This is a genomic window from Thermococcus gorgonarius (assembly GCF_002214385.1).
Classification (GTDB): Archaea; Methanobacteriota_B; Thermococci; order Thermococcales; family Thermococcaceae; genus Thermococcus; species Thermococcus gorgonarius.
In genome coordinates, this window is the sequence record NZ_CP014855.1 from 1,360,387 (window position 1) to 1,385,916 (window position 25,530).

Sequence of the window (25,530 nt, forward strand, 5' to 3'; positions counted from 1 at the left end):
CAAAAAATTAAGAGAAAGAGTTAAATTTGAAAATCCATGCACTAAACACCGTTAATATTCAATGGATATACAAAATAGGTGATGAAAAAATGAACGAAAGTGCAAAACTCGTCGGGGTTGGCACGAAGGGCCTCCGGTTCCTCCAGCTCATATTCGTGGATATAAACGGCGTTCCAAAGGGGATGGAGGTTCCAATAGGAAGGTATGAAGAAGCCGTTGAAGACGGTATTCCCTTTGACGGTTCCTCCATACCCGGTTTCCAGGGGATAGAGGACAGCGATCTCATTTTCAAAGCCGATCCCAGCACGTACGCAGAGGTCCCCTGGGAAGGGATAGCAAGGGTCTACGGCTACATCTACAAGGACGAAAAACCCTACTGGGCTGACCCCAGGGGGATTTTAAAGAAAACCCTTGAAAAACTTGAGAAGGAGGGCTTCAAAGCTTACATAGGGCCCGAGCCGGAATTCTACCTTTTCAAGAAAAACGGAACCTGGGAGCTCCACCTCCCGGACAGCGGTGGCTACTTCGACATAGTTACGCTCGACAAGGCCAGGGAATTGAGGCGGGAGATAGCACTTTACATGCCATCCTTTGGCCTCGTTCCAGAAGTGCTCCACCACGAGGTAGGCAGGGCCCAGCACGAGATCGACTTCCGCTATGACGAGGCCCTTAGGACAGCTGATAATGTAGTGAGCTTCAAGTACATCGTCAAGTCCATAGCGGAGATGCGTGGGTTTCACGCCACCTTTATGCCAAAACCCCTCTACGGATTTCCGGGCAACGGAATGCACCTCCACATAAGCCTCTGGAAGGGCGGGGAGAACGCGTTCATCGGGGAAGAAGGGCTTAGCGAGACGGCGTTGCACTTCATGGCGGGAATCCTGAAACATGCGAAGGCTTTAACAGCGCTCACAAACCCGACTGTGAACAGCTACAAGCGCCTCGTTCCAGGTTACGAGGCACCGGTCTACATAAGCTGGGGCTACAGGAACAGGAGTGCACTGATTCGCATCCCGGCTTTCCGTGGCAATGGAGCGAGAATAGAGTATCGCTGTCCGGACCCGAGTGCCAACCCATACCTCGCTTTCTCGGCCATACTGATGGCGGGACTCGACGGAATAAAGAGAAAACTAGAGCCGGAAGCATACGTAGAAACCAACGTCTACGAAATGAGTGAGGAAGATAGGGAAAAGCTCGGCATCGAGACCCTTCCAGGAAGCCTTGGAGAAGCACTTGAAGAGCTGAAAAAGGACAAAGTCGTTAAGACAGCCCTCGGAGACGCCTACCAGAACTTCATGAAGTACAAGGAGGCCGAGTGGGAGGCCTACACGGAGTACCTTGAATCCAAGGGTCTGCCGGAAGATACGAAAAATGTGACCGAGTGGGAGCTTGAGAGGTATTTCTACGTCTAATGGGTCTCTTCAAGGGCCGCTTCTTCCGGCCCCTCTTTCTCCCTGGCATGGACTATTATGGAACCACCGATTATGAGGGCCGCACCGAGTATCTGCCTGGGACTCAGCGTCTCCCTAAAGAGGAGGAACGCGAGTGTTATCGCCACGACAGGCTCAACGGTTGCTATTATGCTCGCCCTGCTGATCTCGACCTCTTTCAGGGCATGGTTGTAGAGGATGTAGCCGAGGAACGTCGGGAAGAAGGCCAGTGCGAAGAGGTAGGGAACCGCCCCCGCGGGAACGTTGAAGTCCGTGAAGGGGAGCAGGAAAAAGAGGCCGAAGAGGAGCGTGTAGAAGAGGGCCTTCTCAGGCTCCTCGTTCCTCACCGCAAATTTGGCGAGGACGCCGTAAAGGGCATAAGTGAAACCGGTCAGGAGGCCGAAGAGGAGGGCCTTAGTCGAGAAGCCGCCGTTCACTCCATTGACGAGAACGACGCCCGTCATCACAAGGAACAGCGCGAGAACCTTTTCTCCAGTCAGTTTTTCTCCGAAGATCAACTTCCCCAGGACTATCGAGTAGATCGGCGCCGTGTAGAGCAAGAGGACGGCAAACGAGACGGAAGATATTGTGACCGTGTAGAAGTAGAGGGTGTAGAATAAGAATATGCTGAAGAAGCCGTAGAGAGCATAGAACCTCAGCCTGGAGCGCTCGATGGAGAAACCGATGCCTCTGAGCCGGAGGTACACCGCCAGAATGGAGACAGCAAAGAGGACCCTGTAGAAGACCATAGTGAAGGTGCTCAGGCCAAAGCCATCGAGATACTTGGCGAATATTCCGAGGGTTCCCCACATGCTTGCGGCCAGAAAAACAAAAAGGTAGCCGCGTCTCATCAGATCACCTCAGAAGGTCGGCCCGAGGGGCAGGTGGCGTTTGTGCTCGCTTTTCTTTACCAGGCTTTCAACGTACTCGACCCTCTCAAGTGGAACCCCAAGTTCCCTGGCGATTTCCTCCTTGGGCATCTTTAAGTCAACGAGTCTCCAAAGTATCTCGTCCAGCAGGCGGTAGCTTATTCCCAGCTCGTCCTCGTCTGTCTGGCCCTCCCAGAGACCGGCAGTTGGCTTCTTCTCGATTATCCTCTGAGGGACGCCTAAGAGCTTTGCAATCCCCCATACCTCAGTCTTGTAGAGGTTTATCAGTGGAGCGTAGTCGCTGGCACCGTCGCCCCATTTGGTGAAGTAACCTGTTAAGAACTCACTCCTGTTGCTCGTTCCGAGGACGAGGCGGTTTAGCTGGTTGGCGTGGGCATACAGCAGAACCATTCTCGTTCTCGACATTATGTTGCCGAGGGAGCGCTTGTCGGGCTGGAAATCGAGGTGAGAAACAAAGGAGTCAACGATGGGTTTTATGTTTATTTCTCTGCACTCGATTCCAAGGGAAGAGCACACAAGCCTTGCATCCTCAACATCCCTGTTGTGGTAGTAGGGCATTATCAGGCCAAGAACCCGCTCCTTCCCCAAGGCTTTTACTGCCAGATAGGCCGTTGTTGCACTGTCTATGCCGCCGCTGATACCGAGTACAACCCCTGAAGCATTGGCCTCACTCACTCTTTTTTCAATAAAGTTAATGAGGGTCTGAAGCACCGAGTTGTAGTCGAGACTCCTCAAATCAATCCCTCCTCGAGTTAAGGCTTACGTACCCTGCGATTATTAAGGATGTCCCAGCAATCATAAAGATAAACCCCGGAATAGCAAGATTCGAATAGGGGTAACTAATTGCCTTGGCCTTATAGGTGTAGTTCAGCTCCCCGTAAAAGACCTCAATGGAAGGACGTCCCCTGAGGTTCAGCGTGACGGTGGATGTTACGTTTATATCCTGAGTCGGCACGTCGTTCTCGATAACAACCACCGATGCGTTGTTAGATGACAGAATGAGGGTACGGTTGTAGCCAAGATAACTGTTCTCAAAGGAAGAATCTCCAAGCGTATAGTTTCCTGGCCCGAGAGAATCGGAGTGGGTGTACTCAACAACAGAACTATGAAGGCCAATAAGTGACATTATCAACGCCACGAAAAGAAAAACTAGGCCAATTATTACCGGCTTGTAAAAGAGTATCTTTTTGGCACTCTTCATGGCAACCACCAAGAATAAATGAGAAAAAGGTCAGAATTTGCCAACAAGGTGGCATTCAGCGAAGTGGTTGTGCTCGTACTCTATCAGTCTGGGCTGTTCCACGTCACAGAGTCCCTTCTGAGCATAGATGCATCTCGGGTGGAAGCGACATCCTGATGGGATGTTGACAGCACTCGGAACCTCACCTTTGATCGGAAGTTCTTTGATAACGTTCCTCCTCTCAGGCTTCGGCTCTGGAACGGCCGCCAGGAGAGCTCTGGTGTAGGGGTGAAGCGGGTTGTCGATAACGCGCTTCGCTGGGCCCATCTCGACTATTCTTCCTAGGTACATGACCGCCATCCAGTCGGCGAAGTACCTCGCGGTGGACATGTCGTGGGTGATGTAGAGGTACGTAACGCCCATCTTCTCCTTCAGCTCTTTCATGAGCTCGAGAATCTCAGCGCGGATTGACACGTCAAGCATCGAAACCGGCTCGTCTGCGACGATGAAGGTTGGGTTGAGGATAAGGGCTCTTGCTATAGCGACACGCTGTCTCTGACCACCGGAGAGCATGTGCGGGAATCTGCTGACGTAGTCTTCAGGCGGAGTTATCTTGACCATCTCAAGGGCCTTGTAGATGAGCTCCTCACGCTCTGCCCTTGTCTCACCGATGCCGTGAATGAGAAGCGGCTCCTCAAGTATGTCAAACACTCTGAAGCGTGGATTAAGTGAGGCGAAGGGATCCTGGAATATCATCTGAACTTTCCTTCTGTAGGCCAGTATCTCCTCCTTGGTTGTTATCTGGGTAACATCCTGACCCTCAAGGTATATCTTTCCATCGGTCGGTTCAAGCAACTTGACTATTAGTCTTCCAGTTGTGGACTTACCGCAACCGCTTTCACCCACTAGGGCAAAGACCTGCTGCTTGTAGACCTCAAAGCTCACACCGTCGACTGCATGGACGAATCTCTGAGGTTCTCCTCTAAGAGCAGATAGGAGACCTCTCTTAAGCGGAAAGTACTTCTTAAGGTTCTCAACTTTAAGTATCGGCTCGGCCATCTCTCACACCTCACAGCAGCCAACATGCAGCGTAGTGGTCTTTATCAATTTCCTTCAGCTCGGGTTCCTGCTGGCGGCAAATGTCCATAGCATATGAACACCTCGGGTGGAAGCGGCATCCCTTCGGCGGGTTAATGAGGTTGGGTGGCTGTCCAGGGATGAACTCCAGCTTCTCAACGTCCTCATGAAGCCTGGGTATGGCTGCTAGGAGCTTCTGGGTGTACGGATGAGCCGGCTCATAGTAGACCTTCTCACTGTCTCCTATCTCAACGATCTTACCTGCATACATGATAGCCACTCTGTCACTTATCTCAGCGAGGATGCTGAGGTCGTGGGTGATGAAGATCATCGAGAGGTTAAGCTTCTTTTTAAGGCGCTTCATCAGGTTAATGATCTGAGCCTGGACGACGACATCAAGGGCAGTGGTAGGCTCGTCAGCTATGACGACGCTGGGTTCCATAAGCAGAGCCATTGCTATAACGACACGCTGCTTCATTCCACCGCTCAGTTCATGGGGATATCGGTAAACTATCTCGGGGTCAAGACCAACGAGCTCGAGGTACTTCTGAGCCCTGTCGAGGGCCTCCTCCTTGCTCATATCCGTGTGGTACAGAAGAGGCTCTATCATCTGATAGCCGACGGTATAAACCGGGTTGAGGACGTTCATTGCACCCTGGAATATCATCGATATCTTCTGCCAGCGGATTTCCCTTCTAAGAACGTCTTCCGGGAGACCTACTATCTCCCTTCCCTCAATTTTTATGCTGCCATCAACGATCTTTCCTGGGGGAGTCGGCATGCCCAAAAGGGTAAAGCCAAGGGAGGACTTGCCGCAACCGCTCTCACCGGCAAGTCCGAGGACTTCGCCCTTCTTGAGGTTAAACGTGATGTTGTCGACGGCCTTAACAGCTCCCTTGTTGGTGAAGTAATACATCTTGAGGTCTTTAACTTCGAGCACGTTTCTAGCCATTTCTACCACCTCAAATCCTCCTAAGCCTCGGGTTGAGTACCTTGTCAAGCGCCACACCGATAAGGACGAACGTTAGACCAACGAGAGTAATCGCCAGTCCGGGCGGAATGACCTCCCACCAGTATCCGTTGACTGCGGCTCCAGCACGTTGCGCTTCATTGAGCATCTGGCCCCACGTGATCTGACTGGGATCACCGAGGCCCAGGAAGCTGAGTGAAGCTTCTGACAGGATGGCCCCCGGAACACCCAGAGCAATCTGGGCAAAGGCATAAGGCAGGAGCTGGGGTACCATATGCTTGAACACTATTCTGCCGGTTCCGGCACCAAGTGCCCTCGCGGCTTCAATGTACGTCTGCTCCTTAATCTGGAGTGCCATACTCCTTGCAACTTTTGAGATGCCAACCCATCCGAAGGCTACCAACAGTAGCACAAGCTGCCAGAGCATGATGTGCCCGCCGAAGTAAACACCAAGGAGGATAAGGATCGGCAGTGTTGGGATTGATGCGACGAACTCGTTAATCCTCTGCAGGAACTCGTCCTTCCAGCCTCCGAGGTACGCACTAGTAACTCCATAGAAGATTCCTATGAGAACGCTGAGCAGTGCAACCGCAATACCTATGGCCAATGAGACCCTGCTCCCCCATATAAGCCCGATCCAGATGTCCCTGCCGCGGTCATCTGTTCCCATGATGCCGTAAGTCCTACCCTTGAACACTATCTCAATGTTGTTGAAGTTCACAGAGATGCCTGGCTTTGAGGTTACGTTAACCATGAGGATGTACGTGCCGTGAAGGGGCTTGGGTTTGTTCATCATGTCCTGTATATTAGGCTGTATCTGGGAGAATAGGTACCTCATGGTGTCCATTGTGGCAAGGAGCTGGAACTCCAGGGTGGGCTCAATATTAACTTTGTTCTGCTTGAGCCAGTTAATAACGTTCTTCCTAACCTGTGTGTTGGTCGACAGCTGAATGGTGGCGTTTGAGGAAACAGGTTCATCGATCAGCAACGGAACTACCCTGCTGTATCCGTTTTGGACTGGTCTCTTGAGGGCTATAGAGATGTGCGGGGCGTCCATGGGGGATGATGCATTGGACAAAAGTTTGAAGATGACTATATCGTCCACAGGCTCGTCGTACTGGTATTTGTAAGGAATCTCAAAGCTGTAAACGGTGTTTCCGAACTGGTCCTTGCTCTCTGTTATATGAAGGTCGTGGTAGGTATAGATGACATGAGGAGCCTTTTTAGTTGAGGAGAAGTAGTTGATCCACGCCGGCGGCGCATTCTGTGGATTCTCCAGCCAGTACGTTTTCCATTTATGGGGTATGTCCGGACTCGTAATGAACGGAGCAGAAAGTGCAGTAAACAGGAGGAGGATGAGGAGGAGTAGCCCGAACATTCCGGACTTCTCCCTCCTGAAATCGTTCCAAAAGCTCTTCATGCTATCCTTCAGATCAACCCATCTCATTTCGCGTCACCTCACATGCTGGCTGATGCACCGACCTTAACACGCGGGTCGAGGAAAGCGTATGCGAGGTCGGCCAGTATCATTGCCGTCAGGTACAGCAGGGTGAATATATAGGTGAGGCCAACTATGAGTGTAGTCTCGTTCTGCTGGAGGGCAATCCAGTACAACCTACCCATTCCCGGCCAGTTGAAAACGGCCTCGGTGATGATGGCTCCGCCGAGGGAACCGAGGAGGCCGAAGATGGTCATCGTGACTATGGGTGGCGCTGCGGCACGGAGTGCGTGCCCGTAAATAACCTTCCTCTCTGGGACGCCCTTGGCCCTTGCTGCCATGATGAAGTCTTCCTGCATTGTTCCTATCATGATGTTCCTGGTTGTCCAAGCCCATCCTCCAAAGAGAACGGTAACTATGGTAATAACGGGCAACACCATCCTCCACATGACGTCCTTAATGTGCGCCAATCCCGTGAGGGTGGGGTCTGGGAAGGAGTTAACGGGGAACCAGCTTAACTTGAAGGCAAAGATGAGGATCATGACCATTCCAAACCACCACATCGGAAGGCTTGCGGTGATCATTGCCAAGACAGAGATCGTCCTGTCCACAGTGCTTCCCGGTTTCTGAGCGCTCTTAACACCCAGGAGGATACCTATTAGGATAACGATTATCTGTGCTGTGGTGAATAGGAGGATTGTTCTCGGAAGGGCTATCTTGATGATTTCACTGGCATCCCTGGTACCAAAAATCGTCTGTCTGGTCTGGCCAAAGTCAAACTTTAACGTTTTAATTGTGGTTTGCCAGACCCTAGTTCTGTAGGGTTTGTTGAGGCCATAGTAGTTGATCCAGTACTCCATCCTCTTTTTTATAAACTCGCTCTGATTAACATTTGAACCGGGGTGGTGCTGGGCGTACGCATTCCATTCAGCTTGAACGGTTTCTTGGATCTGAGACTGCAGTGTAACGTCTGCCAATTTGACAAAGAGTATGGACGTTAGCAACACGACAAAAAACAAAATTAACGCCGCATTGAACAGTCTGTACGCGAGGTACCTTCCAAATCCCATAGTCATACCTCCATCCGCTTATTCAGTATCTGCTAAGGTTTCCAATCGTGTAAAAGTTTTATATAATTTTCCCTTAAATATGCACAGATGTACACATTCGCCAGAATGCCACGTTGGGTTAGGGAAAGTTTCAGAAGATTCTTGCAAAGACACGAGAAAAACAAATAGAAAAAAGAGAAAAGAAGTTCACTTCCTCTTTCTTAGGAGGAGTGGTACGATGGCGAGGCCTATAATAGCCGCCGGACCGCAGATGCTGGTTCCCTTCTTGCTACTGCTGGTTGAGCTGCTACTTGAGGCAGTGCTACTGGTTGAGCTTGAGCTGCTGGACGGAGTGGGCTGGGCCTTGCTGAGGGACCTAATGGCCATTGTTGAGGCCAGACCGGTCAGCGGGTCGGCTATTCCGACGTTAACTGACTTGCTAACTTCAAAGAAGTTCCACTGCTCGACGGTGAAGACACGGAGGGCATCCATCATGAGCATGCCCTCACCAAGCTTGTAGAGGTCCCAGAACTGGTCCTCACTGGTTACCGTGTAGATCTTGTTGTTGTACTCGAGCTTGTTGTTGTATATGAGCGGGCCCACCTGGGTGTTGGTCCAATTGAGTATCTCCTGGAGCTTGTCGCCGGTGTAGTACTTGAGCCCGAGCTTCTTGGCGCCTGCGTTCACGTCGCCGTTGCCGACCTGCTTGAGTAGATCCTCAACGGTGGTCTCCGGAGTGTAGCTCCAGCCAACGACACCCGGAGCATACCACACGTCGTACTGGATGACACTGGAGGTTGGGTAGAGGGCGTAGGCGCTCGCGACCCAACCCTCAGTGTACATGTTCCACTCGTAGCTCTTCGGGTCGGTGATGTAAACGGTGTGAACTGCCTTCTTCCTGTCCCACTGGAGAACGTTGGCCTTGAATCCGGCCTTCTCAACGATGGTGCCAAGGTACTGGCCCTCCTGCAGCCTGTCGTCCTCAATCCTCGCTATGATGTTAATCTGTATCGGCTGGCCGTCGAAGAGCCACTTGCCGTCCTTCTTCTCAAGGGTGTGGCCCTGGAGGTACGGGCTGTTGGCGGCCTTGTTGAGGGCATCGTCGATGAGCTTGAGGGCGTATGCCTCATCGCCCTGGGCAGTCATGCCGAGGGCCTGAGCAACAACCTCGACGTTCTGGTACGGGACGACTGAACCGCTGGTCGGGGTGCCGTACATCGGACCGCCGCTGCCCTTCAGTATGTTTTGAACTATGAAGTTCCTGCTGATGAGCCAGTTCATGGCATACCTGACTTCCCTGATGGCGAACGGGTTGAAGTAGACCTTGTCACCGACGGTGATGAGGTATGGGTTGTTGTCGTCATGAACTGGGTTGAAGACCACGCTCCAGAAGGTACCGATGGTCTTGATGAGCTGAACCTTGTCGCCGTAACCCTGAGCGAGGATTCCAGTAAACTTGTAGCCGGGCTCCTCGTACCAGTACAAGTCGTAGTTGCCCTTTGCAACCTCAAGGATCGCGGTGTCCTCGTTGGTTACACCGTAAACCTCGATCAGATCAAAGTTGGCATCGAACGGGATGGGCTTCTTGGTGCCGTCTGGGAGTGTAATGGTCTTGTCCATGAAGTTGACCCTCTTCCCGGTGAACTTAACGAGCTTGAGGTACATGCTACTCGGTTTGTATGTGTCGAGGTAGTACGGACCGTTGCTGATTATCGCGTTGTTGTGCTTGTCAATCCACTGGATCATGGCGGTGAACCCGGCCTTGGCGGCGTCGTCAGTGAGACCTGCCTTAGCTGAGTCAATGCCCCACTGCTGGAACCAGTCCTTGAGGGTGCTGAGGTAAACTGGGAGGCCCTGGCCCTCAAGCTTCTGAGCCTCGGCCTTGAAGTACGGCATCTGGTCCGGGGCGATCATGTCTATTTGGTAGCCGTTCTGCGGCTGGGTGCTCCATGAGAAGGACTTACCGTTAACGCCGTTGGCGACCATCTCACTCATGGTGTAGTAGAGCTGCCAGGGTATTGCAGCGTACGGGACGTAGTTGTCTGCGGTGTACATGTCGTTGATCGGGAAGTCGTAGTCCTGGTAAAGGGTGATGGTGACGTAGTCGTCGGTGAGCTCGCTGACCTTGACACCCATAACCTGCCTGATGGTGTCGCCCGCCCAGCTGTCCCAGGTGTCGTCGTAGTACATGTCGTTCTCACTATCCTGCGTGACCCACTCAAAGTCCATCGCGATGCCGAACATTATGTCAGCGAGGGTCATCTTATGGCCGTCATGCCACTCACCGAGGCCGCACTTGTAGGTGACGGCAGTCTTGGCGGTGTCGCCGGCGTAAGCGGCAACCCACTGCTTTTTGGTGGAGTTGTATATGATGGCATCGTTGGGAACCTGAACGTTCCTGTCAACCTTAACAACCTGGCACCTGTAGTTGTGCGGGACTCCATCCGCACCCCAAATGAGTGCTGGATCGTTGAGGAACTGCCAGACCCTGAGGGTGTAAACGTCGGTGAGACCTCCACCTGGAGCCGGGTTGAAGACGCCCATAAAGAGGGCACCTGTTGAGGCCAGCTGTGCTATTTTGAGCTCATTGTTGGGTGTGGTTGCACTCACTGGCTTTGCTATGTAGAAAGTACTCAACAACATTAGGCCCATGACAAACAGGCCTAGAACTTTCCTATTCATATTCAACTGCCTCCTTCTGTTTTTGGCACGTCTGCCTTTTATAGGCTATGGCAGCATTAGATTATACATCCGAACCCTTTTAAGTATTACGCTCCACAGCCCGCTATCACTCTTTGGGATATATATTTGAGCGTTAATCAACGAAAAAAGAAACACATTAAGTCGAAAAGAGCAAAATTTTAAAGAGAATGGCCACTAACCACGTGCGGGCTTTCATGGAAGAGCTCGTTATAGATGGTAGATTTCTATTCGAGGGGAAGATTACCAGAGGACAGGTAGGAATAAGGAACGGACGGATAAGTGCCATCAAAAAAACGGGGCTAAAGGGTGAAAAGACCATTGTTCTTAAAAGTGACCAGATACTCTTGCCCGGATTGATAGACGTTCACGTTCATCTTAGGGACTTCGAGCAGAGCAACAAAGAGACCATCGAGAGCGGAACAATGGCAGCACTGCACGGGGGAATAACGGCCGTTTTTGACATGCCAAACACAAAACCTCCGGTTATTAATGTGAAGACCTTCAGAAGAAGGCTCAAACTTCTTGAAAAAAAGGCGTATTCAGATTTTGCCGTTGGATTCCTCATATCTGGAAACTGCAACGAGGCAAAAAAGGCAAAAGCAGACTTCTATAAAGCCTTCCTGGGAGCCTCAACCGGGGGGATATACTCAGAAGACTTCTCAAGGGACTACTCATGTTCACCGGGTATGCTAAGCGTTCACGCGGAAGATCCGGAAGAGATAAGAAAACACCCGGAAAGGCCTCCCTCAGCCGAGATTGTGGCCGTTAAGAAGCTTATCAGACTAGCGGAAAGCCTAAAAAAACCTGTGAACATATGCCACGTCTCAACAAATGGGGCAATGGAGGCAATACTATCAAAGAAACTCCCCCGGGTAAGCTTTGAGGTTACCCCACACCATCTCTTTTTGACTGAAAAAGACTACAGAAAAAACCCTCTCCTCAAGGTGTACCCCCCTCTAAGGGATGAAGAGCACCGGCGGTATCTCTGGGAAAACTTCTCAAAGATACCGATAATAGCCAGCGACCACGCACCACACACCCTGGAGGACAAGACCAATGGAGCAGCCGGTATCCCGGGCCTCGAAACGGAGGTTCCGCTTCTCCTAGATGCAGTCAACAAAGGGTTTCTTACCCTCCAGGACATTGTGGAAAAGATGAACGAGAATCCAATAAGGATATTTGGAATAAAGGGAAAGGGCTTCAAATTGGGAGCAGACGCAGATTTTATCATTGTTGACATGAAAAGGGAGTGGACGGTCAGGGCCGACGATCTATACACCAAAGCTGGATGGACTCCCTGGGAGGGAAAGAGGCTTAGAGGAAAGGTAACAACGACTATTCTTAGAGGGGAAGTCGTTATGGAAGAAGACACCATTGTTGAAAAGCCCATGGGGGTGCGGCTTAATGTACACCGTAACGGAGATAGTGGAAGCGTGGGAAGTAGCTAAGAACGTTAAGGCCTTCAGATTCAAGGAGGCGTTTGAATTTACACCAGGCCAGTTCGTAATGGTCTGGCTACCCGGAATCGGAGAAAAACCCTTCAGTCTGGCAGACAGGGATCTTATAGTGGTCAAGAAGGTGGGCCCCTTCACATCGGAGCTTTTCAAGAGGGAAGAGGGGGAAAGACTCTGGATAAGGGGGCCGTACGGGAAAGGCTTCAAGCCGGTGGGCAAAAACGTGGGGCTTATAGCCGGGGGAATTGGAATACCCCCGATATACGCGCTCTCCAAGACCTGGCGGGAGAAGTTCGAAAAAATCACGCTGATCTACGGGGCAAGGAGCAGGGAAGAACTTGCCCTCTTAGATATTGAGAACCACGTAGACGAGCTAATTGTAACGACAGACGATGGTTCAGCCGGAATAAAAGGATTCCCCACAGACGTTCTAAAGAGAAAGAAGGAAGAATTCGACCAGGTTTATGCCTGCGGACCTGAAGGGATGCTGCTAGCAGTTCTTGAAGTTATGAACTATCACAAAACTCAGGTTTCAATGGAGAGGTACATGAAATGCGGAATCGGAGTCTGCGGCAGCTGCAATCTCGGAAAGTATCTGGTGTGCAGAGACGGTCCTGTGTTCAGAGCAGAGGTGCTAGAAGACGTTTTCAGGAAGACTTAAATCGTTCAAGCAACAAATTAAGAATCTGAGTGGTGGATTATGGTAAGGGAAGAACTGATAGTGGATAAAGAGGGCATCAGGGAAGATCTTCTTAACTGGCATATAAAGGAAGTTGCAGAATTGGCTGCAAAATATGACAAAATGTTCAAAATAGTGAAAGAGCTGCTCCACGATAAAAATCCACTCATCAGGGCCAACGCCCTCCAAACTTTGAAGGATATGGTAAAAAAAGGTAACCTTGATCAAAAAAGATAGAGGCCGTTTTGGATGACATAATAGACCTGCTAAAAGACTACAACGAGAGGGTCTCCCTGAAAGCAATTGAAACTCTGAACTTGATTCTCGAAAAGGGCGAACTAAATGAGAAGGACTACGAAAAGGTAACGGATGCCCTAATGGAAATCGTGAAGAAGGGAATGCCAATTCTAAGCGAGTACGCTGCCGAAGGGCTGGGTGAGATAGGAGCTAAAGCCCTCAAGGCTGTCAGGAAATTAATAGGATGGCTTTTCAACCTCATAAGATCCTCAGAAGACAGGCAGGTTCAGAGTGCTGCCATAGCGGCACTCACTGAGATAGCATACAGAACTGAGGATAAAACCGTTTTTAACGAAATATTTGACAAGATGACTGACCTTCTCGGCCATCTTGATCCCTATATCCAGGAGAGGGCTCTCTCGTCCATAGACAGGCTCACGGGAAGGGCGGAATTACTGACAAAGAGGAACAAGATAAAAGCCCTTCAGAAAATTAAAGAAATCAGTGGAAACGTCCGCACGGCCTCAAAGGCAAACCTGATTATGGAGAAGCTGGAGAAGCTCACAGGGGAGGAGGAAATATTAACAATCGAAGACGTCAGAAAGAAACTGGAAATAGCCGAATATGGGCCAGAAGACGTTGAAAAGCTTCTCGACTCCGGTAAAGCTGACGTAGTTGCAGAACTGGCAAAAATGGATCCGATAGTAGTGTCAAAAGTGATAGAGCTCCTGGAATCGGAGGATCCAACACGAAGAGCAGATGCCCTATGGGTCATCTCAAAGATAGTTTCAGTGCTGACACCAACGGACGCCTATTCAATACTCCCTGTTCTCGGGGAGTTCCTCAAAAGTAGAAACCCCTGGATCAGAAAAACCGCGGCTGAAACCATGGCCGAAATCTACGTTCTCTATCCCGGAACCGCCCAGTTCTTCACGTCTCTGCTTAACGTCCTCCTGAGCTCGGGCAAGCCAACTGACACGGAAGGGGCACTTGAACTGATCTATGCCCTCCAGAAAAAGTTACTCGATCCCGAGTTCAGCAAGGCGACGATACGCGTTCTCGTGGATTTGATAAAAAGGAAAGAAACGAGAGGCGTCGCCCTCAAGTTCATAGCCAGAGAGGCCCAGGAGCTCATCAACATGGACTACGAAGCCCTCACTACTCTAAAGAAAGCCTTCAAAGAAGTATATGGGGACGAAGGAGGAAAATACGACAACCTGGTAGGGGCAATAATAGACGTTGTTGATGACCTACTAAAGCTCAAATCTCAGAGCAGTTAAACCCATTGTTCTCAACCTTTTGTTCTGGAAATCCCTTTAAGCTGTCTCTCCAACCTTAAACGGTGACGGTAATGGAGAGCGGAGACGTTGAGGTTAAACTTAAAGAGATTGAGGAACTCCTCGAAAGGCTTGGGAAGGAACACCCCAAGGAGATATCGGCCTTCTCACGGTTCCTCCGCGAGACCCTGGACAACAAGGCCCTGACGACGAGGGAAAAGGAGCTCATAGCAGTTGCCCTTGGAATAGCGGCGGGCTGTGAGTGGTGCATCTACCTCCACACCCAGAAGGCCCTCGAAGCCGGAGCAAAGTCCGAGGAGCTGATAGAAGCTGGTCTCGTCGCCGTCCTGATGGCCGGCGGTCCGGCACTGATGCACCTCATACCGCTCATGAAGGCCATAGAGAAGTTTAAGAAGGAGTGATCACTCCCCCGTCAGCTTGAGGATAGCCTCCGCTATGTCCCCTTTCGTTTCTTTCAAGGCCTTGAGCGCGGTTTCTCTGTCAACACCGGCCTGCTCCATAACGAGCTGAACGTCTTCCTCAGGAATCTCAAGGACTTCCCTCACTTCCTCGCTTCCCGGGACAATCTGGTAGGTCTTCTCACCTTGGACGACCATGACGGTAACTGCTGGCTCTTTGAGAACTATTTCCTTCCCTTCAAACCTTAAAACAACTTCCTTAACGCCCTCAAGCTCCTCCATCTTTATGCCAAGCTGGCGCATGAGCTTCTTCATCTGCCTGGGGTTCATTCCCATCATCATGACCACCTGAAGAGAATTGAGGGAGGATTTTAAAAAGGTTGGGAAACTACGATTGCTCCCCTCCAAAGGTAGCCTTCAGAAGACTCGGGGTTATCAGCGTGCTCAGGAATATCATTAGGATTATCACAACGTAGGCATCTGGTCCCACTATGCCCTCCTTCAGCGCTATGGCGAGCATGGCAAGCTCTACACCCATCCTCGGTATCATACCGACGCCTATTCTCAGGGCAGACTTTGAATTTAAACCTGCCACCAACGCTCCAAGACCGCAACCTATGATCTTGCTGAGTATTGCGACGACGCTGAAGAGCAGGGCGAAGAGGCCAACTGAGGAGAGGTTCTTAAGCGGGATGTTCATGCCGACGTCGACGAAGAAGAGCGGGACGAAAAGGGAGTGCGCAATCACCCTCGTGTGCTCGAATATCGGCTTTCTAAACTCCGTCTCGCTGAGTGCAAGGCCAAAGAGATAAGCCCCGAGGATAGATGCTAGGTTCATGTGCTCTGCAAGGTATGCGAAGGCAAAGAGCGAGGCCATCGAGAGGGTAACCGTCGAGTCCGCGAAGCCTATCCTGACGACCTTTCTCAGGAGATAGTCCATAATTCCTGGAACGGCGTAGACCATTAAGACAAGAAAGAGGAGAACCATCAGGAGTATCTCGGCTATTCCTACGGCATTCACACCACCCTCCCCGAGGGCAGATATGACGATGGTCAGGACGATGATGCCGAGTATGTCGTCCACTATCGCGGCGGTGAGTATCGTGTTACCTTCAACCGTCTTCAGCTTGTCCAGCTCCATAAGGACTCTAACGGTCAGGCTCACACTCGTTGGAGTTGTTAAAGCGCCGTACAGGAGGGCCTGTTGAAAGCCCTTGAAGGGATACGCTATGCCAAAACCCATCAGAAAAGCCACAAGGACACCTATTCCAGCAACGGAGATGCCAGCTTTCCCTGCCTCCTTGAGTTCATCGATACTGCTTTCCAAACCGGCCAGAAAGAGGAGCATGAGGACGCCTATCATTGAGATGTCCTTAACTTCCTCCGTGGGAGGCATGGTTATTCCAAGAAGTATTCCCCCGACTATCTGGCCGAGAACCACGGGCTGGTTTATTCTGGCAAAGATCCAGCCGAAGATCTCAGCCGTTGCGAGCATGGCAGCTATGTAGAGTATCAACTCGGGCTCCACGGTCATCACCGCGCGAATACCCTAAGGAGCCTTATGACGCTCTGAGCCGAGAATGTTCCAACGACCTTCTTATTCTCGACCACAGGGAACTGCCTAACACCCGTTTCAAGTATCATTCCTAAAGCGTAGCCGAGGGTGTCCCTGGGTGACAAAGTTATCGGCCTTGGATTCATTATTTCCTTCACCGGCCTGTCCCAGTCAAAGTGGGCCTCTTTGAGGGCGTCCATACCCACGAGAACGTAATCCATCGGCGGGACTATGAGGTTGATTATCTCATCGACTGAGATGAAGCCGAGAAGCTTTCCGGCCTCGTCGGTGACGACGGCGCAGGTTCTGTGTTCGAGCCCCTTGATAAGGTCTTCAATCCTGTCATCAGGCGAAAGCCTGAGGAATTTCTCGTCCATAACGAGCTTCAGGGGCATCTTGGAGAGCTTGACGATGTTGAGCTTCGGCTTTTCCTCGTTCTCACTGGCCATCGCTAACACCTCCGATTAGCTTGGATTGGAGCCCAAAGTTTAAAACTTTTTAGGGGAGCCAGGAAGAGTGAGATTATGCCAACCTTCAGAACATTCTAGAGAACCGTCAGAACAACCGCGATTTCGACAAAATTAAGAAAATAAAGAGGGTCTTTTAGCTTACTCACCCTTCTCCTCAGGGAAATTTGATGTCTCCTCGTTGGCCTTCATAATTTTCTGCCGGTACTCCTCGTACTTCCTTCTAGCTTCTTCCGCCTTCTCCTTCTCGCCTAGATATTCATAGGCTTCAGCCACGTGCTTCCACCACATCGGGTCTTCTTCGGCCTCTTTCAGACAGTATTCGAGGAACTTCTGATAGGCCTCTCTAGCGAGCTCCTCCATTCCAAGTTTGCGCGCTATGTTGCCGACATCTTCCCAGAAGACGCCCTCCTCTTCCGCCTCCTTCTTGTAGTACTCAAGGGCCTTCTCCCAGGCCTCTCTGGCCTTCTCCTCGTTTCCGAGCTCCTCGTAGAGCTTTGCCACGTCCTCCCAGAACCAGGGCTCCTCTTCTGCGTAGCGCTCCAAAGCCTTAGCCGCTCTCTCCATATTTCCAGCCTTCTTCCAGTACTCATGGGCCTCCTTGAGGTAGTAGGTGTCCTTCTCCTTCTCGTAAAGCTGCTCGTAGATTTCAGCGGCTTTTTCATACTTCCCGGCCTTTTCATAGGCCCAGGCGGCGCTCTCAAGCCAGCCAAGCTTGAGGTACATTTCAGCGGCCTTCAGGTAGTTTCCGGCCTTCTCGTACTTTCTGGCGGCCTGCTTATACTTGCCGGCTTTTTCAAGGCTCTCGGCGCTCTTAAAGCGGTCAACCAGTCCGAGGTCTGGCTCGCTGATGTACCAGATTCCGAAGGCAATCACCGCGATGAAGAACACGATAATTCCAGCCACGACGTTGAGCTTCTGCCAGGTGGCGCTCAGATAAAGGCCATAGCCACTTATAGCCGTGAAGATGGCGAGTATCGCTCCATACTTCCAGCTCTCGGCGTAGAGCGTTAGGGCCGTGAAAAACAGCAGCATCAGCGTGACGCCGAGAAACCCGAGTGTGAGTATCACCTGGAGCAGTAGCTTCCAGCCGCCATACCAGACTATACCCACCGCTATGGCTATTACAGCTATCAGAAAACCTGTGAGGTAAGCCTTCAGCTTGTCCATTCTTTCACCCCCTCAATTTCCAGCAGGAACTTCTTTTCCTCAATCCCGGAGCTGTAATAACCTATTCCGTTTTTTGCAACGACTCGATGGCAGGGAACCACTATCGGATAGGGGTTTCTCCTCATGGCCCCCCCGATGGCTCTGGGGGACGTTCCGAGTACTTTTGCCAGACTACCGTACGTTATAACGGAGCCTCTTTTAACGTTTTTTGTAAGCCACTCGTAAACCCTTCTCTCAAACGCCGTGACCCCCTCAAAGGAGAGCTCAGACAAGAGATGCTCGTTGTCGAGTTCCCCCACTATTACCTTAAAGATTTTCTCGGGGTAATCACTTGGCCGAATGTCAAGGGAAACGTTAATCCCCCTTTTGATCAGATAGTTTGCCAACGAGTTTATCCGCTCAATCAGTGTTTTCCTGTCGAAGGCAAACGCTGTCCCGTAAATCCTTCCGGAAAAGAGAACCCCGATCCAAACTTCCCGGTCATTAACCCGGAACTTCTCAACGCTCAGCATTCGCATTCCTCCAGCTTTTTAACAGCCCTTCTTAGGGGACCTATGAGGGTGTGAACCTCCCTCCCGTACAGAAAAGCCTTTCCAAGGGACTTCCGGAAGAGTTTGATGAAAATCTCCCTTCTTTTCCGGTCCTTCGGATAGTCGAGAACGTTTAGAAGATCGGCCCATGTTTTCACAAGTACTTCCTTTTCCTCGGGGGTTGCAGGCTTTAACGACTCATCCGGTGGTTCAGGCCTTTCTTTAGACAGCTCGTAGAGTATCACCGCAACTGCCTGGGCCAGGTTCATAACTGGATAAGCCTCGCTCGTGGGTATCGTCACAGTTATGTCCATGGCGTTAAGCTCTTCGTTGGTCAGCCCCCTGCTCTCACGCCCAAAGAAGATTCCCACTTCCCCGGGATAACCCTTTAGCACCTTCGATAGCTCCCAGGGCATTAAGGGTGCCCTGTACGGAATAAATCTCCGCCCGGGTTTTCCTGTCGTGCCAACAGTGAGATCAAAAAGAGAGACGGCCTCTTCAAAGGATTCCAGTATTATGGCGTTTTCAAGCACGTCCTTGGCATGGACTGCATAGCTGTAGCTTTCCTCTGCTAGGTTTGGATTTACAAGGACTAGCCTGGAAAAACCGAAGTTCTTCATTGTCCTGGCTACCATCCCGATGTTAACCGGCCCCTCCGGTTCCACTAAGACCACAGTAACCCCCATGACGAAAGTATTAAATGAATGGGGGGTTAAATGATTTCTGGTGAGATGATGGAAAAAAGAAAAGAACTGATTCCGCTCATCATTGGAGTGCTCATCATGACTTATCTAGTGGAAAAAATCCCTTCCGATAAAGTTCTGTACGTTCTACCCTACGGACTGCTAACTCTAGCAGGAATAAAGAGACGTGCATTCCCCTATGCCACGGCTGCCCTTTTCAGCGGTTCGTTCATTGAATGGGTTCTAACTAGAGATTACCTCGCTCTGGCCGGAATTGCCGTAGCAATTCTCGCAATGCCTGTAAGAGTCGAGAAGCAACAGGTGAGAATGTGGGAGAGGGTCATAAACACAGCAGTAGCCGGAACGGTTGCGTACGTATCGGTGGTAGGCCAAGACATCGGAATCAAAGTTGCAGGAATATTCGCGGCCATAGCCATGCTCTCTGGGAACAGGGGAATTTCAAGCGGAGGCATTTTGGTTGGTTCCTCCATCTTCATGGCAATCCCCCTGGGAAATTTGAGCGATATGGAGCCTATGTTCTTTATTGGAGCCTCAATTATCCTCCTGGTGTACTCTCTCCACCATCTCAGGAAACTGCTGAGGTGATAACGTGAAGATCTATGTTCTCGGTGCGGGATCAATAGGCTCTCTCTTTGGTGCCCTTCTTACTAAGGCGGGCCACGAGGTGACTTTGATAGGCAGAGAAGAGCACGTGAGGGCGATCAACAAAGAAGGACTGAGAATATCGGGCGTCGAAAGCTTTACCGTTTATCCCGAGGCAACCACCCGGGCACCAGAGGAGCCACCAGAGCTGCTCCTGCTCACCACAAAATCGTACTCCACAAAAACCGCACTGGAATGTGCAAGGTATTGCATAGGGGAAGAGACATGGATCTTAAGCGTTCAAAACGGTCTCGGAAACGAGGATCTTGCCCTGAAGTACACCCCCAACGTGATTGGGGGAATAACAACCAACGGAGCAATGCTCGTTGAATGGGGCCACGTTAAATGGACGGGAAGGGGAATTACAGTAATCGGCAGGTACCCAACTGGAAGCTCATCCTTTATCAAAAAGGTAGCCGGGCTGTTCACAGATGCGGGAATTGAAACCGAAGTCAGCGAGAACATCCTGGGCTGGAAGTGGGCCAAGACCATTGTCAATTCAGTTATAAACGCATTAGGGACCATTTTGGAGGTAAAAAATGGCTATCTGAGAGACAACCCCTACCTGGAAGGCATATCCGTAGAAATAGCCAGAGAGGGCTGTGAAGTTGCAAGACAGCTTGGAATAGAGTTTGAAGTTCACCCCCTCGAGCTGCTCTGGGACACGATAGAGAAAACAAAAGAGAACTACAACTCAATGCTCCAAGACATAAGGAGGGGCAGGAAGACCGAAGTTGACTACATAAACGGCAAGATAGTGGAGTATGCAAAATCAGTTGGCCTCGGCGCACCAAGAAACGAACTCCTGTGGGCACTTATAAAGGCAAAGGAAGAGCAAAGTAGATAAAGAGAAAAACCGAGTATCTCCAGGGGATGAGTATGGCGATATTTGGAGGAAAAGAAAACGACGTCTTCAAGGCCATAGAGAACCACATGACGGCCGTTGAAGAGACCTTAAAGGCTTTCAGGGCTCTGGTTGAGGCTTATATGGCGGGAAACCATTCTCAAGCGGAGGCCTTCGAAAAGGAAGTAAGCGAGCTTGAGACGAAGGCAGATAAGCTCAGAAGAGAAATAGAGATGATGCTCTACGAGGGTGCGTTTCTGCCAGCTAACAGAGGGGACTACGCCAGGCTGAGCGAGCTGATAGACCAAGTAGCCGATGCCGCTGAGAGCGCAGCTCACACCATAATCCTGGCACAGCCGAAGTTTCCTGGGGAGCTTAAGGACACTTTCATCGAGCTCATTGAGTCAAGCGTGGAGACGTACAGCAAACTCAAAGAGGCCGTGAAAGCCCTCAATACCGACGTCGATAAAGCCATGGAACTGGCAAAAGCCGTTGAGGACGCCGAGGAAAAAGCCGACGAAATTGAATACAGGCTGAAAAAAGCTATATTTGAAAGCGACACGATAACAACTTACGCAAAGCTTATCTGGAACCAGATACTAACGAAGATCGGCGATATAGCCGATCGCGCTGAGGATGCCTCGGATCAGGTTTTGTTAATGTCAGTTAAGAGGAGGGGATGAATATGAAGGTGCTTGTTGCCGCGCCACTCCACGAGAAGGCGATAGAGGTTTTGAAGAACGCTGGCTTTGAGGTAGTTTATGAGGAATACCCAGATGAGGAAAGGCTGATTGAGCTAGTGAAAGACGTCGACGCGATAATAGTAAGGAGCAAGCCCAAAGTCACCAGAAGGGTCATCGAGAGCGCGCCAAAGCTTAAAGTAATCGGAAGGGCTGGAGTTGGCCTCGACAACATAGACCTTGAAGCGGCGAAGGAGAGGGGCATTAAGGTCGTCAACAGCCCGGGAGCATCGAGCAGGAGCGTTGCGGAGCTTGTCTTTGGCCTGCTGTTTGCCGTTGCCAGGAAGATAGCCTTCGCCGACAGGAAGATGAGGGAAGGCGTCTGGGCCAAGAAGCAGGCCATGGGCATCGAGCTCGAAGGCAAGACCATCGGTGTTGTCGGCTTCGGCAGGATAGGCTACCAGGTTGCCAAGATAGCCAACGCCTTCGGAATGAATGTCCTCCTCTACGACCCGTATCCGAACGAAGAGAGGGCCAAGGAAGTTGGCGGGAAGTTCGTTGACCTTGAGACGCTCCTGAAGGAGAGCGACGTCGTTACGCTCCACGTGCCCCTTGTGGATGCAACCTACCACCTCATAAACGAGGAGAGGCTTAAGCTGATGAAGCCGACCGCCATACTTATCAACGCAGCAAGGGGAGCGGTAGTAGATACAAACGCCCTCGTCAAGGCCCTGCAGGAGGGCTGGATTGCCGGAGCTGGCCTCGACGTCTTCGAGGAAGAGCCGCTCCCAGCTGACCACCCGCTCACCGAGTTCGACAACGTGGTTTTAACGCCTCACATTGGAGCCTCTACCGTCGAGGCCCAGATGAGGGCTGGCGTTCAGGTTGCCGAGCAGATAGTCGAGATTCTGAAGGGTTGATCATTCTTCTCTCTGCTCTCTATTTCTTCCAACCAGAAAACTACTTAAAAACAAGTGACCAAAAGTCAAAAGGTGAGTTCTATGAAGAAAGTTCTTCCGCTTATTATTGCGGTGATAGTAATAACCTCAGGGTGCATTGGAGCCCAAAATGGATCAACGAGTACAACGGGGACATCGCCGACTACCAGTAAGGTTATGCCAGTCGACTTCAAATCCTACGGAAAAGGTGAAGTACTCGCCAACTGGTTTAAAATCGCCGACACCTCGGAGGTCTACGTTAGCATAGGCTACGAAGATTTAGCTAGACATTACTTCCCAAACGCCAAGATACTCCCGGCTGAGGATTACAAAGGAGGAATAGCCCTCCTCTCCCCGAAGGACGCCAGGACAGTCCTAAGGGGAAAGCCGATTCTGATAACGGTGAACGACTACTTCGGCTACATCGTTTACAAGTCCGGACTCAAGTTCGTCGGGCCGGACAAGGGCGTTATGGCAGCTTTCAACGATAACGGCAAGGCCCACTTTGTCTTCACCGGGACAAGCAAGGCAGGGGCTGGGGCGGCCCTTGAGTACGCGATGAGGCTGAGAGAGGGTGCAAAAGTCAATGTGGACGACATCGTAAGGAGCGGCGACTTCGAGGGAGTTGTCCTGAAGGTCATAGGAGACAACGACTGGGACGGAATCCCGGACGAGGGCGAGAGCTGGTACCTCACCTCTTTCAAGGCCATTGAACCCTTCATCTACTACTGGAGGATTGTGGAAGGGGAGAACGTTACCGTTAGCGGGGGCTTCATAAGGCTCGTAAACGGCTCAACCGTCTACATCCACGCCCTCGGGTTCAACGTAAGCATAAGAGTGAAGAACCCGAAGAACAAAGAGCTTACCTACATTATCGAAAACATCAACCCCCGCTACGTTGAGGTATCCGGAGAGACCAAGTCAGTGGACATGGGTGGAACTGAGGTAAAGGTCGTAAGCTCCTCCGATGAAGTTAGTATAGTCCCGAAGGATGTCGCCGACTACAGGATCATCGCCTTTGGCGACCACAGGCCCGATGGAGGAACGAAGCCGCCTGAGGTGTTCCTGAAGATACGCGATGAGATCAACAAGGACGAGGGAGTTTTCATAATCGACGGAGGCGACCTGGTATACACGGGAAGGGTTGACGAATGGGCAGCCCTGCTCAAGGAGTGGAAGTGGAACAAACCGATCTTCGTCGCTCCAGGCAACCACGAGTACCGCGGCGAGGGAATAAACGTCTTCCACATGCTCTTCGGCCCGGACAACTACGCCTTCTCCTTCGGAAAGTACCGCTACATAATCGTTAACGACGTTGAGGAGAACTACGGCCTGAGCGATGAGACGTTTGCATGGATAGAGGAGCAAATGAAAGCAGCCGTTTCAAATGGGCAGAGGCCGGTCTTAGTTCTCCACGCTCCGCCGATTGACCCACGGCCCAATGGAGACCATGCCATGAACCCAAGTGACGGGGAGAAACTCCTCCAGCTTATGAAGAAGTACAATGCCTTTGGAATCTTCAGCCACATCCACATCTACTGGTACGGAGAGGAGGACGGCGTCCAGATGCTCATAACGGGCGGCGGGGGAGCACCGCTCTACGCACCGCCAGACCGGGGTGGCTTCTATCACTATGTCAGAATGTACATGGCAGACAATGGAACCATAACGGTTGAGCCCGTTAAGGTTGAACCATGATACTATCTCTTATTTCTTTTGTTTGAGGCAACCAAAACTTTTTAAAGCCAGGTAGATTTCAATATTACCGGAAGTGGGCCGGTAGCTCAGCCTGGTATGAGCGCCGCCCTCGCAAGGCGGAGGCCGCGGGTTCAAATCCCGCCCGGTCCACCATCCGATTTCTACGGTTTTAAATCGATAGTTGCCTCGTTCTAACTCTCACATCGTTCAGAGCCCACCACAAAATTTATAAGCCCGCCCCCGTGATGGCTATACGGGCTTGGGGCCGTGGGGTAGCTTGGTCTATCCTTCCGGCTTCGGGAGCCGGAGACCCGAGTTCAAATCTCGGCGGCCCCACCAGCTTGTTCTCCTTTTGATCAAAAGCAATTCAGGGAGCTGTTTCTATGGCTGGAGATTTTGTCCAAAAGCCTTATATACCTTCTACACACTCTTGAGCTGGACAAATAATCCACCAGGTGATCAAAATGAAAAAGACGTTTCGTGTTTTGATAGTGTTTATCCTAGCTATAGCAGTCTTTACAGCAGGTTGCATAGGAGGAACCACCTCAAACTCAGGCAAGACCACAACCTCTAGCCTGAGCAAGACAAATACCACTACTACGACCAAGACAACAATCCAGACGACCTACCCGCTCACAATTAAGGACGATATGAACAGGATCGTCACGATCACGAAAGAACCGCAGAGAATAGTGTCGCTTGCACCGAGCATAACCGAGACCCTTTTCTACATAGGAGCCGGCGACAAACTCGTTGGAGTGACCCAGTGGGCAGACTGGCCCCCGGCTGTAAAGAACATCACCCGGGTTGGGGGATACGGAAAGTACGCCAACATTGAGATCATTGCAAATCTCTCACCTGACCTCATAATAGCAGATGCCTATTCACTCGACATACTGAGCGAGCTTGAGAAGATAGCGCCGGTGGTAGTAGTGAACCCGAAAGACGTAAACGGCATCTACCACCAGATTGAGCTTCTTGGAAAGATAACCAACAGGCAGGGGCAGGCTGAGAGGGTAATAGACGAAATGAAGGCCAACATATCACGCGTTACCGAGAAGGTGAAAAACCTTCCAAGGCCAAGGGTTTTCTTCCTTCTAAGTGCTTACAACGGGGAATACTGGACCGCAGGCAAAAACACTTTCATGGACGACATCATAAGGCTTGCCGGTGGAAAGAACATCTTTGATGACATCAGCGGATGGGGGAAGCCCAGTAAGGAGGAGATACTGGCCAGGGATCCCGAGGTTATAGTACTACTGCCAACCTCCGGAATAAATGCCACCCAGCTCTGCGACACATTCTTTGCCCAGACCGCCGCAGTTAAGGAGGGAAGAGTGTACACCGCAAAGGACGCAAACGTTTACCAGAGGCCCAGTCCCAGAATAGTCAACGCAATCATGGAGATGGCGGAGTTCCTCCATCCCGAGGCCTTCGGGGCCACGTACAGTCCTCTCACCTGCCAGGCAAAGGCCGAAACTTAGATTTTAATTTCTTCC

26 protein-coding genes and 2 tRNA genes are annotated in these 25,530 nt (G+C 51.1%); 14 read left to right on the forward strand and 14 right to left on the reverse strand.

What is annotated here, in order from left to right:
* Nucleotides 1–89: 89 nt before the first annotated feature.
* Nucleotides 90–1,412 (forward strand): type I glutamate--ammonia ligase, encoded by a 1,323-nt coding sequence (gene glnA, locus A3K92_RS07585; protein ID WP_088885681.1) that lies wholly within the window; start codon nt 90–92, stop codon nt 1,410–1,412.
* On the opposite strand, the gene A3K92_RS07590 is transcribed toward glnA, so the two are convergent.
* The 8 genes from A3K92_RS07590 to A3K92_RS09490 form a co-directional block, all read right to left on the reverse strand.
* Nucleotides 1,409–2,281 (reverse strand): EamA family transporter, encoded by an 873-nt coding sequence (locus A3K92_RS07590; RefSeq protein ID WP_088885682.1) that lies wholly within the window; start codon nt 2,279–2,281, stop codon nt 1,409–1,411. The two genes, glnA and A3K92_RS07590, sit on opposite strands and share 4 nt — an antisense overlap.
* Nucleotides 2,282–2,290: 9 nt before the next feature.
* Nucleotides 2,291–3,055 carry an NAD+ synthase gene (locus tag A3K92_RS07595; RefSeq protein ID WP_088885683.1) on the reverse strand — a complete coding sequence of 255 codons (765 nt, stop codon included), beginning with the start codon at nt 3,053–3,055 and terminating at the stop codon, nt 2,291–2,293.
* Between the two features lies 1 nt (nt 3,056).
* On the reverse strand, nt 3,057–3,521 hold the full coding sequence (locus A3K92_RS07600) for a hypothetical protein (protein WP_088885684.1): 465 nt from the start codon (nt 3,519–3,521) through the stop codon (nt 3,057–3,059).
* A 30-nt stretch (nt 3,522–3,551) separates the two neighbouring features.
* Nucleotides 3,552–4,559 (reverse strand): ABC transporter ATP-binding protein, encoded by a 1,008-nt coding sequence (locus A3K92_RS07605; protein ID WP_088885685.1) that lies wholly within the window; start codon nt 4,557–4,559, stop codon nt 3,552–3,554.
* Between the two features lie 10 nt (nt 4,560–4,569).
* Entirely contained in the window at nt 4,570–5,529 is a 960-nt protein-coding gene (locus tag A3K92_RS07610; RefSeq protein WP_088885686.1) for an ABC transporter ATP-binding protein, read from the reverse strand.
* Between the two features lie 10 nt (nt 5,530–5,539).
* The gene (locus A3K92_RS07615; protein ID WP_088885687.1) at nt 5,540–6,994 is read right to left on the reverse strand and encodes an ABC transporter permease; all 1,455 of its coding nucleotides are present in this window, start codon (nt 6,992–6,994) and stop codon (nt 5,540–5,542) included.
* An 11-nt stretch (nt 6,995–7,005) separates the two neighbouring features.
* Entirely contained in the window at nt 7,006–8,055 is a 1,050-nt protein-coding gene (locus A3K92_RS07620) for an ABC transporter permease (RefSeq protein ID WP_088885688.1), read from the reverse strand.
* A 186-nt stretch (nt 8,056–8,241) separates the two neighbouring features.
* Nucleotides 8,242–10,716: an ABC transporter substrate-binding protein gene (locus tag A3K92_RS09490; protein ID WP_088886066.1), complete on the reverse strand. Its 2,475-nt coding sequence runs from the start codon at nt 10,714–10,716 to the stop codon at nt 8,242–8,244.
* A 215-nt stretch (nt 10,717–10,931) separates the two neighbouring features.
* On the opposite strand from A3K92_RS09490, the gene A3K92_RS07630 reads away from it, so the two are divergent.
* From A3K92_RS07630 to A3K92_RS07645, 5 genes are all read left to right on the forward strand, one after another.
* Nucleotides 10,932–12,185 carry a dihydroorotase gene (locus A3K92_RS07630; RefSeq protein ID WP_088885689.1) on the forward strand — a complete coding sequence of 418 codons (1,254 nt, stop codon included), beginning with the start codon at nt 10,932–10,934 and terminating at the stop codon, nt 12,183–12,185.
* A complete protein-coding gene (locus tag A3K92_RS07635) occupies nt 12,142–12,852 on the forward strand; it encodes a dihydroorotate dehydrogenase electron transfer subunit (protein WP_088885690.1) in 711 nt (236 codons plus the stop codon). Before A3K92_RS07630 ends, A3K92_RS07635 begins: the two co-directional genes overlap by 44 nt.
* A gap of 39 nt (nt 12,853–12,891) precedes the next feature.
* Nucleotides 12,892–13,107: a hypothetical protein gene (locus A3K92_RS09645; protein ID WP_232460861.1), complete on the forward strand. Its 216-nt coding sequence runs from the start codon at nt 12,892–12,894 to the stop codon at nt 13,105–13,107.
* A gap of 8 nt (nt 13,108–13,115) precedes the next feature.
* The gene (locus A3K92_RS07640) at nt 13,116–14,387 is read left to right on the forward strand and encodes a HEAT repeat domain-containing protein (RefSeq protein ID WP_232460862.1); all 1,272 of its coding nucleotides are present in this window, start codon (nt 13,116–13,118) and stop codon (nt 14,385–14,387) included.
* A 71-nt stretch (nt 14,388–14,458) separates the two neighbouring features.
* On the forward strand, nt 14,459–14,806 hold the full coding sequence (locus A3K92_RS07645; protein WP_088885691.1) for a carboxymuconolactone decarboxylase family protein: 348 nt from the start codon (nt 14,459–14,461) through the stop codon (nt 14,804–14,806).
* Here the strand turns inward: A3K92_RS07645 and A3K92_RS07650 are convergent, their stop codons facing one another.
* The 6 genes from A3K92_RS07650 to A3K92_RS07675 form a co-directional block, all read right to left on the reverse strand.
* Nucleotides 14,807–15,142, reverse strand: a complete 336-nt coding sequence (locus tag A3K92_RS07650) for a nascent polypeptide-associated complex protein (RefSeq protein WP_088885692.1) — start codon at nt 15,140–15,142, stop codon at nt 14,807–14,809. It lies immediately after the preceding gene.
* A 49-nt stretch (nt 15,143–15,191) separates the two neighbouring features.
* Nucleotides 15,192–16,337 (reverse strand): cation:proton antiporter, encoded by a 1,146-nt coding sequence (locus tag A3K92_RS07655; RefSeq protein ID WP_088885693.1) that lies wholly within the window; start codon nt 16,335–16,337, stop codon nt 15,192–15,194.
* Nucleotides 16,337–16,807 carry a CBS domain-containing protein gene (locus A3K92_RS07660; protein WP_088885694.1) on the reverse strand — a complete coding sequence of 157 codons (471 nt, stop codon included), beginning with the start codon at nt 16,805–16,807 and terminating at the stop codon, nt 16,337–16,339. The genes A3K92_RS07655 and A3K92_RS07660 overlap by 1 nt, the downstream gene beginning before the upstream one ends.
* A 159-nt stretch (nt 16,808–16,966) precedes the next feature.
* The gene (locus A3K92_RS07665) at nt 16,967–17,995 is read right to left on the reverse strand and encodes a tetratricopeptide repeat protein (protein ID WP_088885695.1); all 1,029 of its coding nucleotides are present in this window, start codon (nt 17,993–17,995) and stop codon (nt 16,967–16,969) included.
* The gene (otg, locus tag A3K92_RS07670) at nt 17,983–18,507 is read right to left on the reverse strand and encodes a methylated-DNA--protein-cysteine methyltransferase (RefSeq protein WP_088885696.1); all 525 of its coding nucleotides are present in this window, start codon (nt 18,505–18,507) and stop codon (nt 17,983–17,985) included. Before otg ends, A3K92_RS07665 begins: the two co-directional genes overlap by 13 nt.
* Nucleotides 18,501–19,211 (reverse strand): RNA methyltransferase, encoded by a 711-nt coding sequence (locus tag A3K92_RS07675; RefSeq protein WP_088885697.1) that lies wholly within the window; start codon nt 19,209–19,211, stop codon nt 18,501–18,503. The genes otg and A3K92_RS07675 overlap by 7 nt, the downstream gene beginning before the upstream one ends.
* Nucleotides 19,212–19,241: 30 nt before the next feature.
* Here A3K92_RS07675 and A3K92_RS07680 point away from each other — a divergent pair, with 30 nt between their 5' ends.
* The 8 genes from A3K92_RS07680 to A3K92_RS07715 all read left to right on the forward strand — a co-directional run bounded on the left by A3K92_RS07680 (nt 19,242) and on the right by A3K92_RS07715 (nt 25,515).
* Nucleotides 19,242–19,814: a hypothetical protein gene (locus A3K92_RS07680; RefSeq protein ID WP_088885698.1), complete on the forward strand. Its 573-nt coding sequence runs from the start codon at nt 19,242–19,244 to the stop codon at nt 19,812–19,814.
* A 4-nt stretch (nt 19,815–19,818) separates the two neighbouring features.
* Nucleotides 19,819–20,718, forward strand: a complete 900-nt coding sequence (locus tag A3K92_RS07685) for a 2-dehydropantoate 2-reductase (RefSeq protein ID WP_088885699.1) — start codon at nt 19,819–19,821, stop codon at nt 20,716–20,718.
* 32 nt (nt 20,719–20,750) lie between these two features.
* Nucleotides 20,751–21,398, forward strand: coding sequence for a TIGR00153 family protein (locus A3K92_RS07690; RefSeq protein ID WP_088885700.1), 648 nt, complete (start codon nt 20,751–20,753; stop codon nt 21,396–21,398).
* 2 nt (nt 21,399–21,400) lie between these two features.
* Nucleotides 21,401–22,315 (forward strand): hydroxyacid dehydrogenase, encoded by a 915-nt coding sequence (locus A3K92_RS07695; protein ID WP_088885701.1) that lies wholly within the window; start codon nt 21,401–21,403, stop codon nt 22,313–22,315.
* An 81-nt stretch (nt 22,316–22,396) separates the two neighbouring features.
* Nucleotides 22,397–24,031, forward strand: a complete 1,635-nt coding sequence (locus A3K92_RS07700; RefSeq protein ID WP_088885702.1) for a metallophosphoesterase family protein — start codon at nt 22,397–22,399, stop codon at nt 24,029–24,031.
* A 75-nt stretch (nt 24,032–24,106) separates the two neighbouring features.
* A tRNA-Ala gene (locus A3K92_RS07705) sits at nt 24,107–24,184 on the forward strand.
* 108 nt (nt 24,185–24,292) lie between these two features.
* Nucleotides 24,293–24,370, forward strand: a tRNA-Pro gene (locus A3K92_RS07710).
* Nucleotides 24,371–24,495: 125 nt separating this feature from the next.
* Nucleotides 24,496–25,515 carry an ABC transporter substrate-binding protein gene (locus A3K92_RS07715; protein ID WP_088885703.1) on the forward strand — a complete coding sequence of 340 codons (1,020 nt, stop codon included), beginning with the start codon at nt 24,496–24,498 and terminating at the stop codon, nt 25,513–25,515.
* The last annotated feature ends 15 nt before the right edge of the window (nt 25,516–25,530 follow it).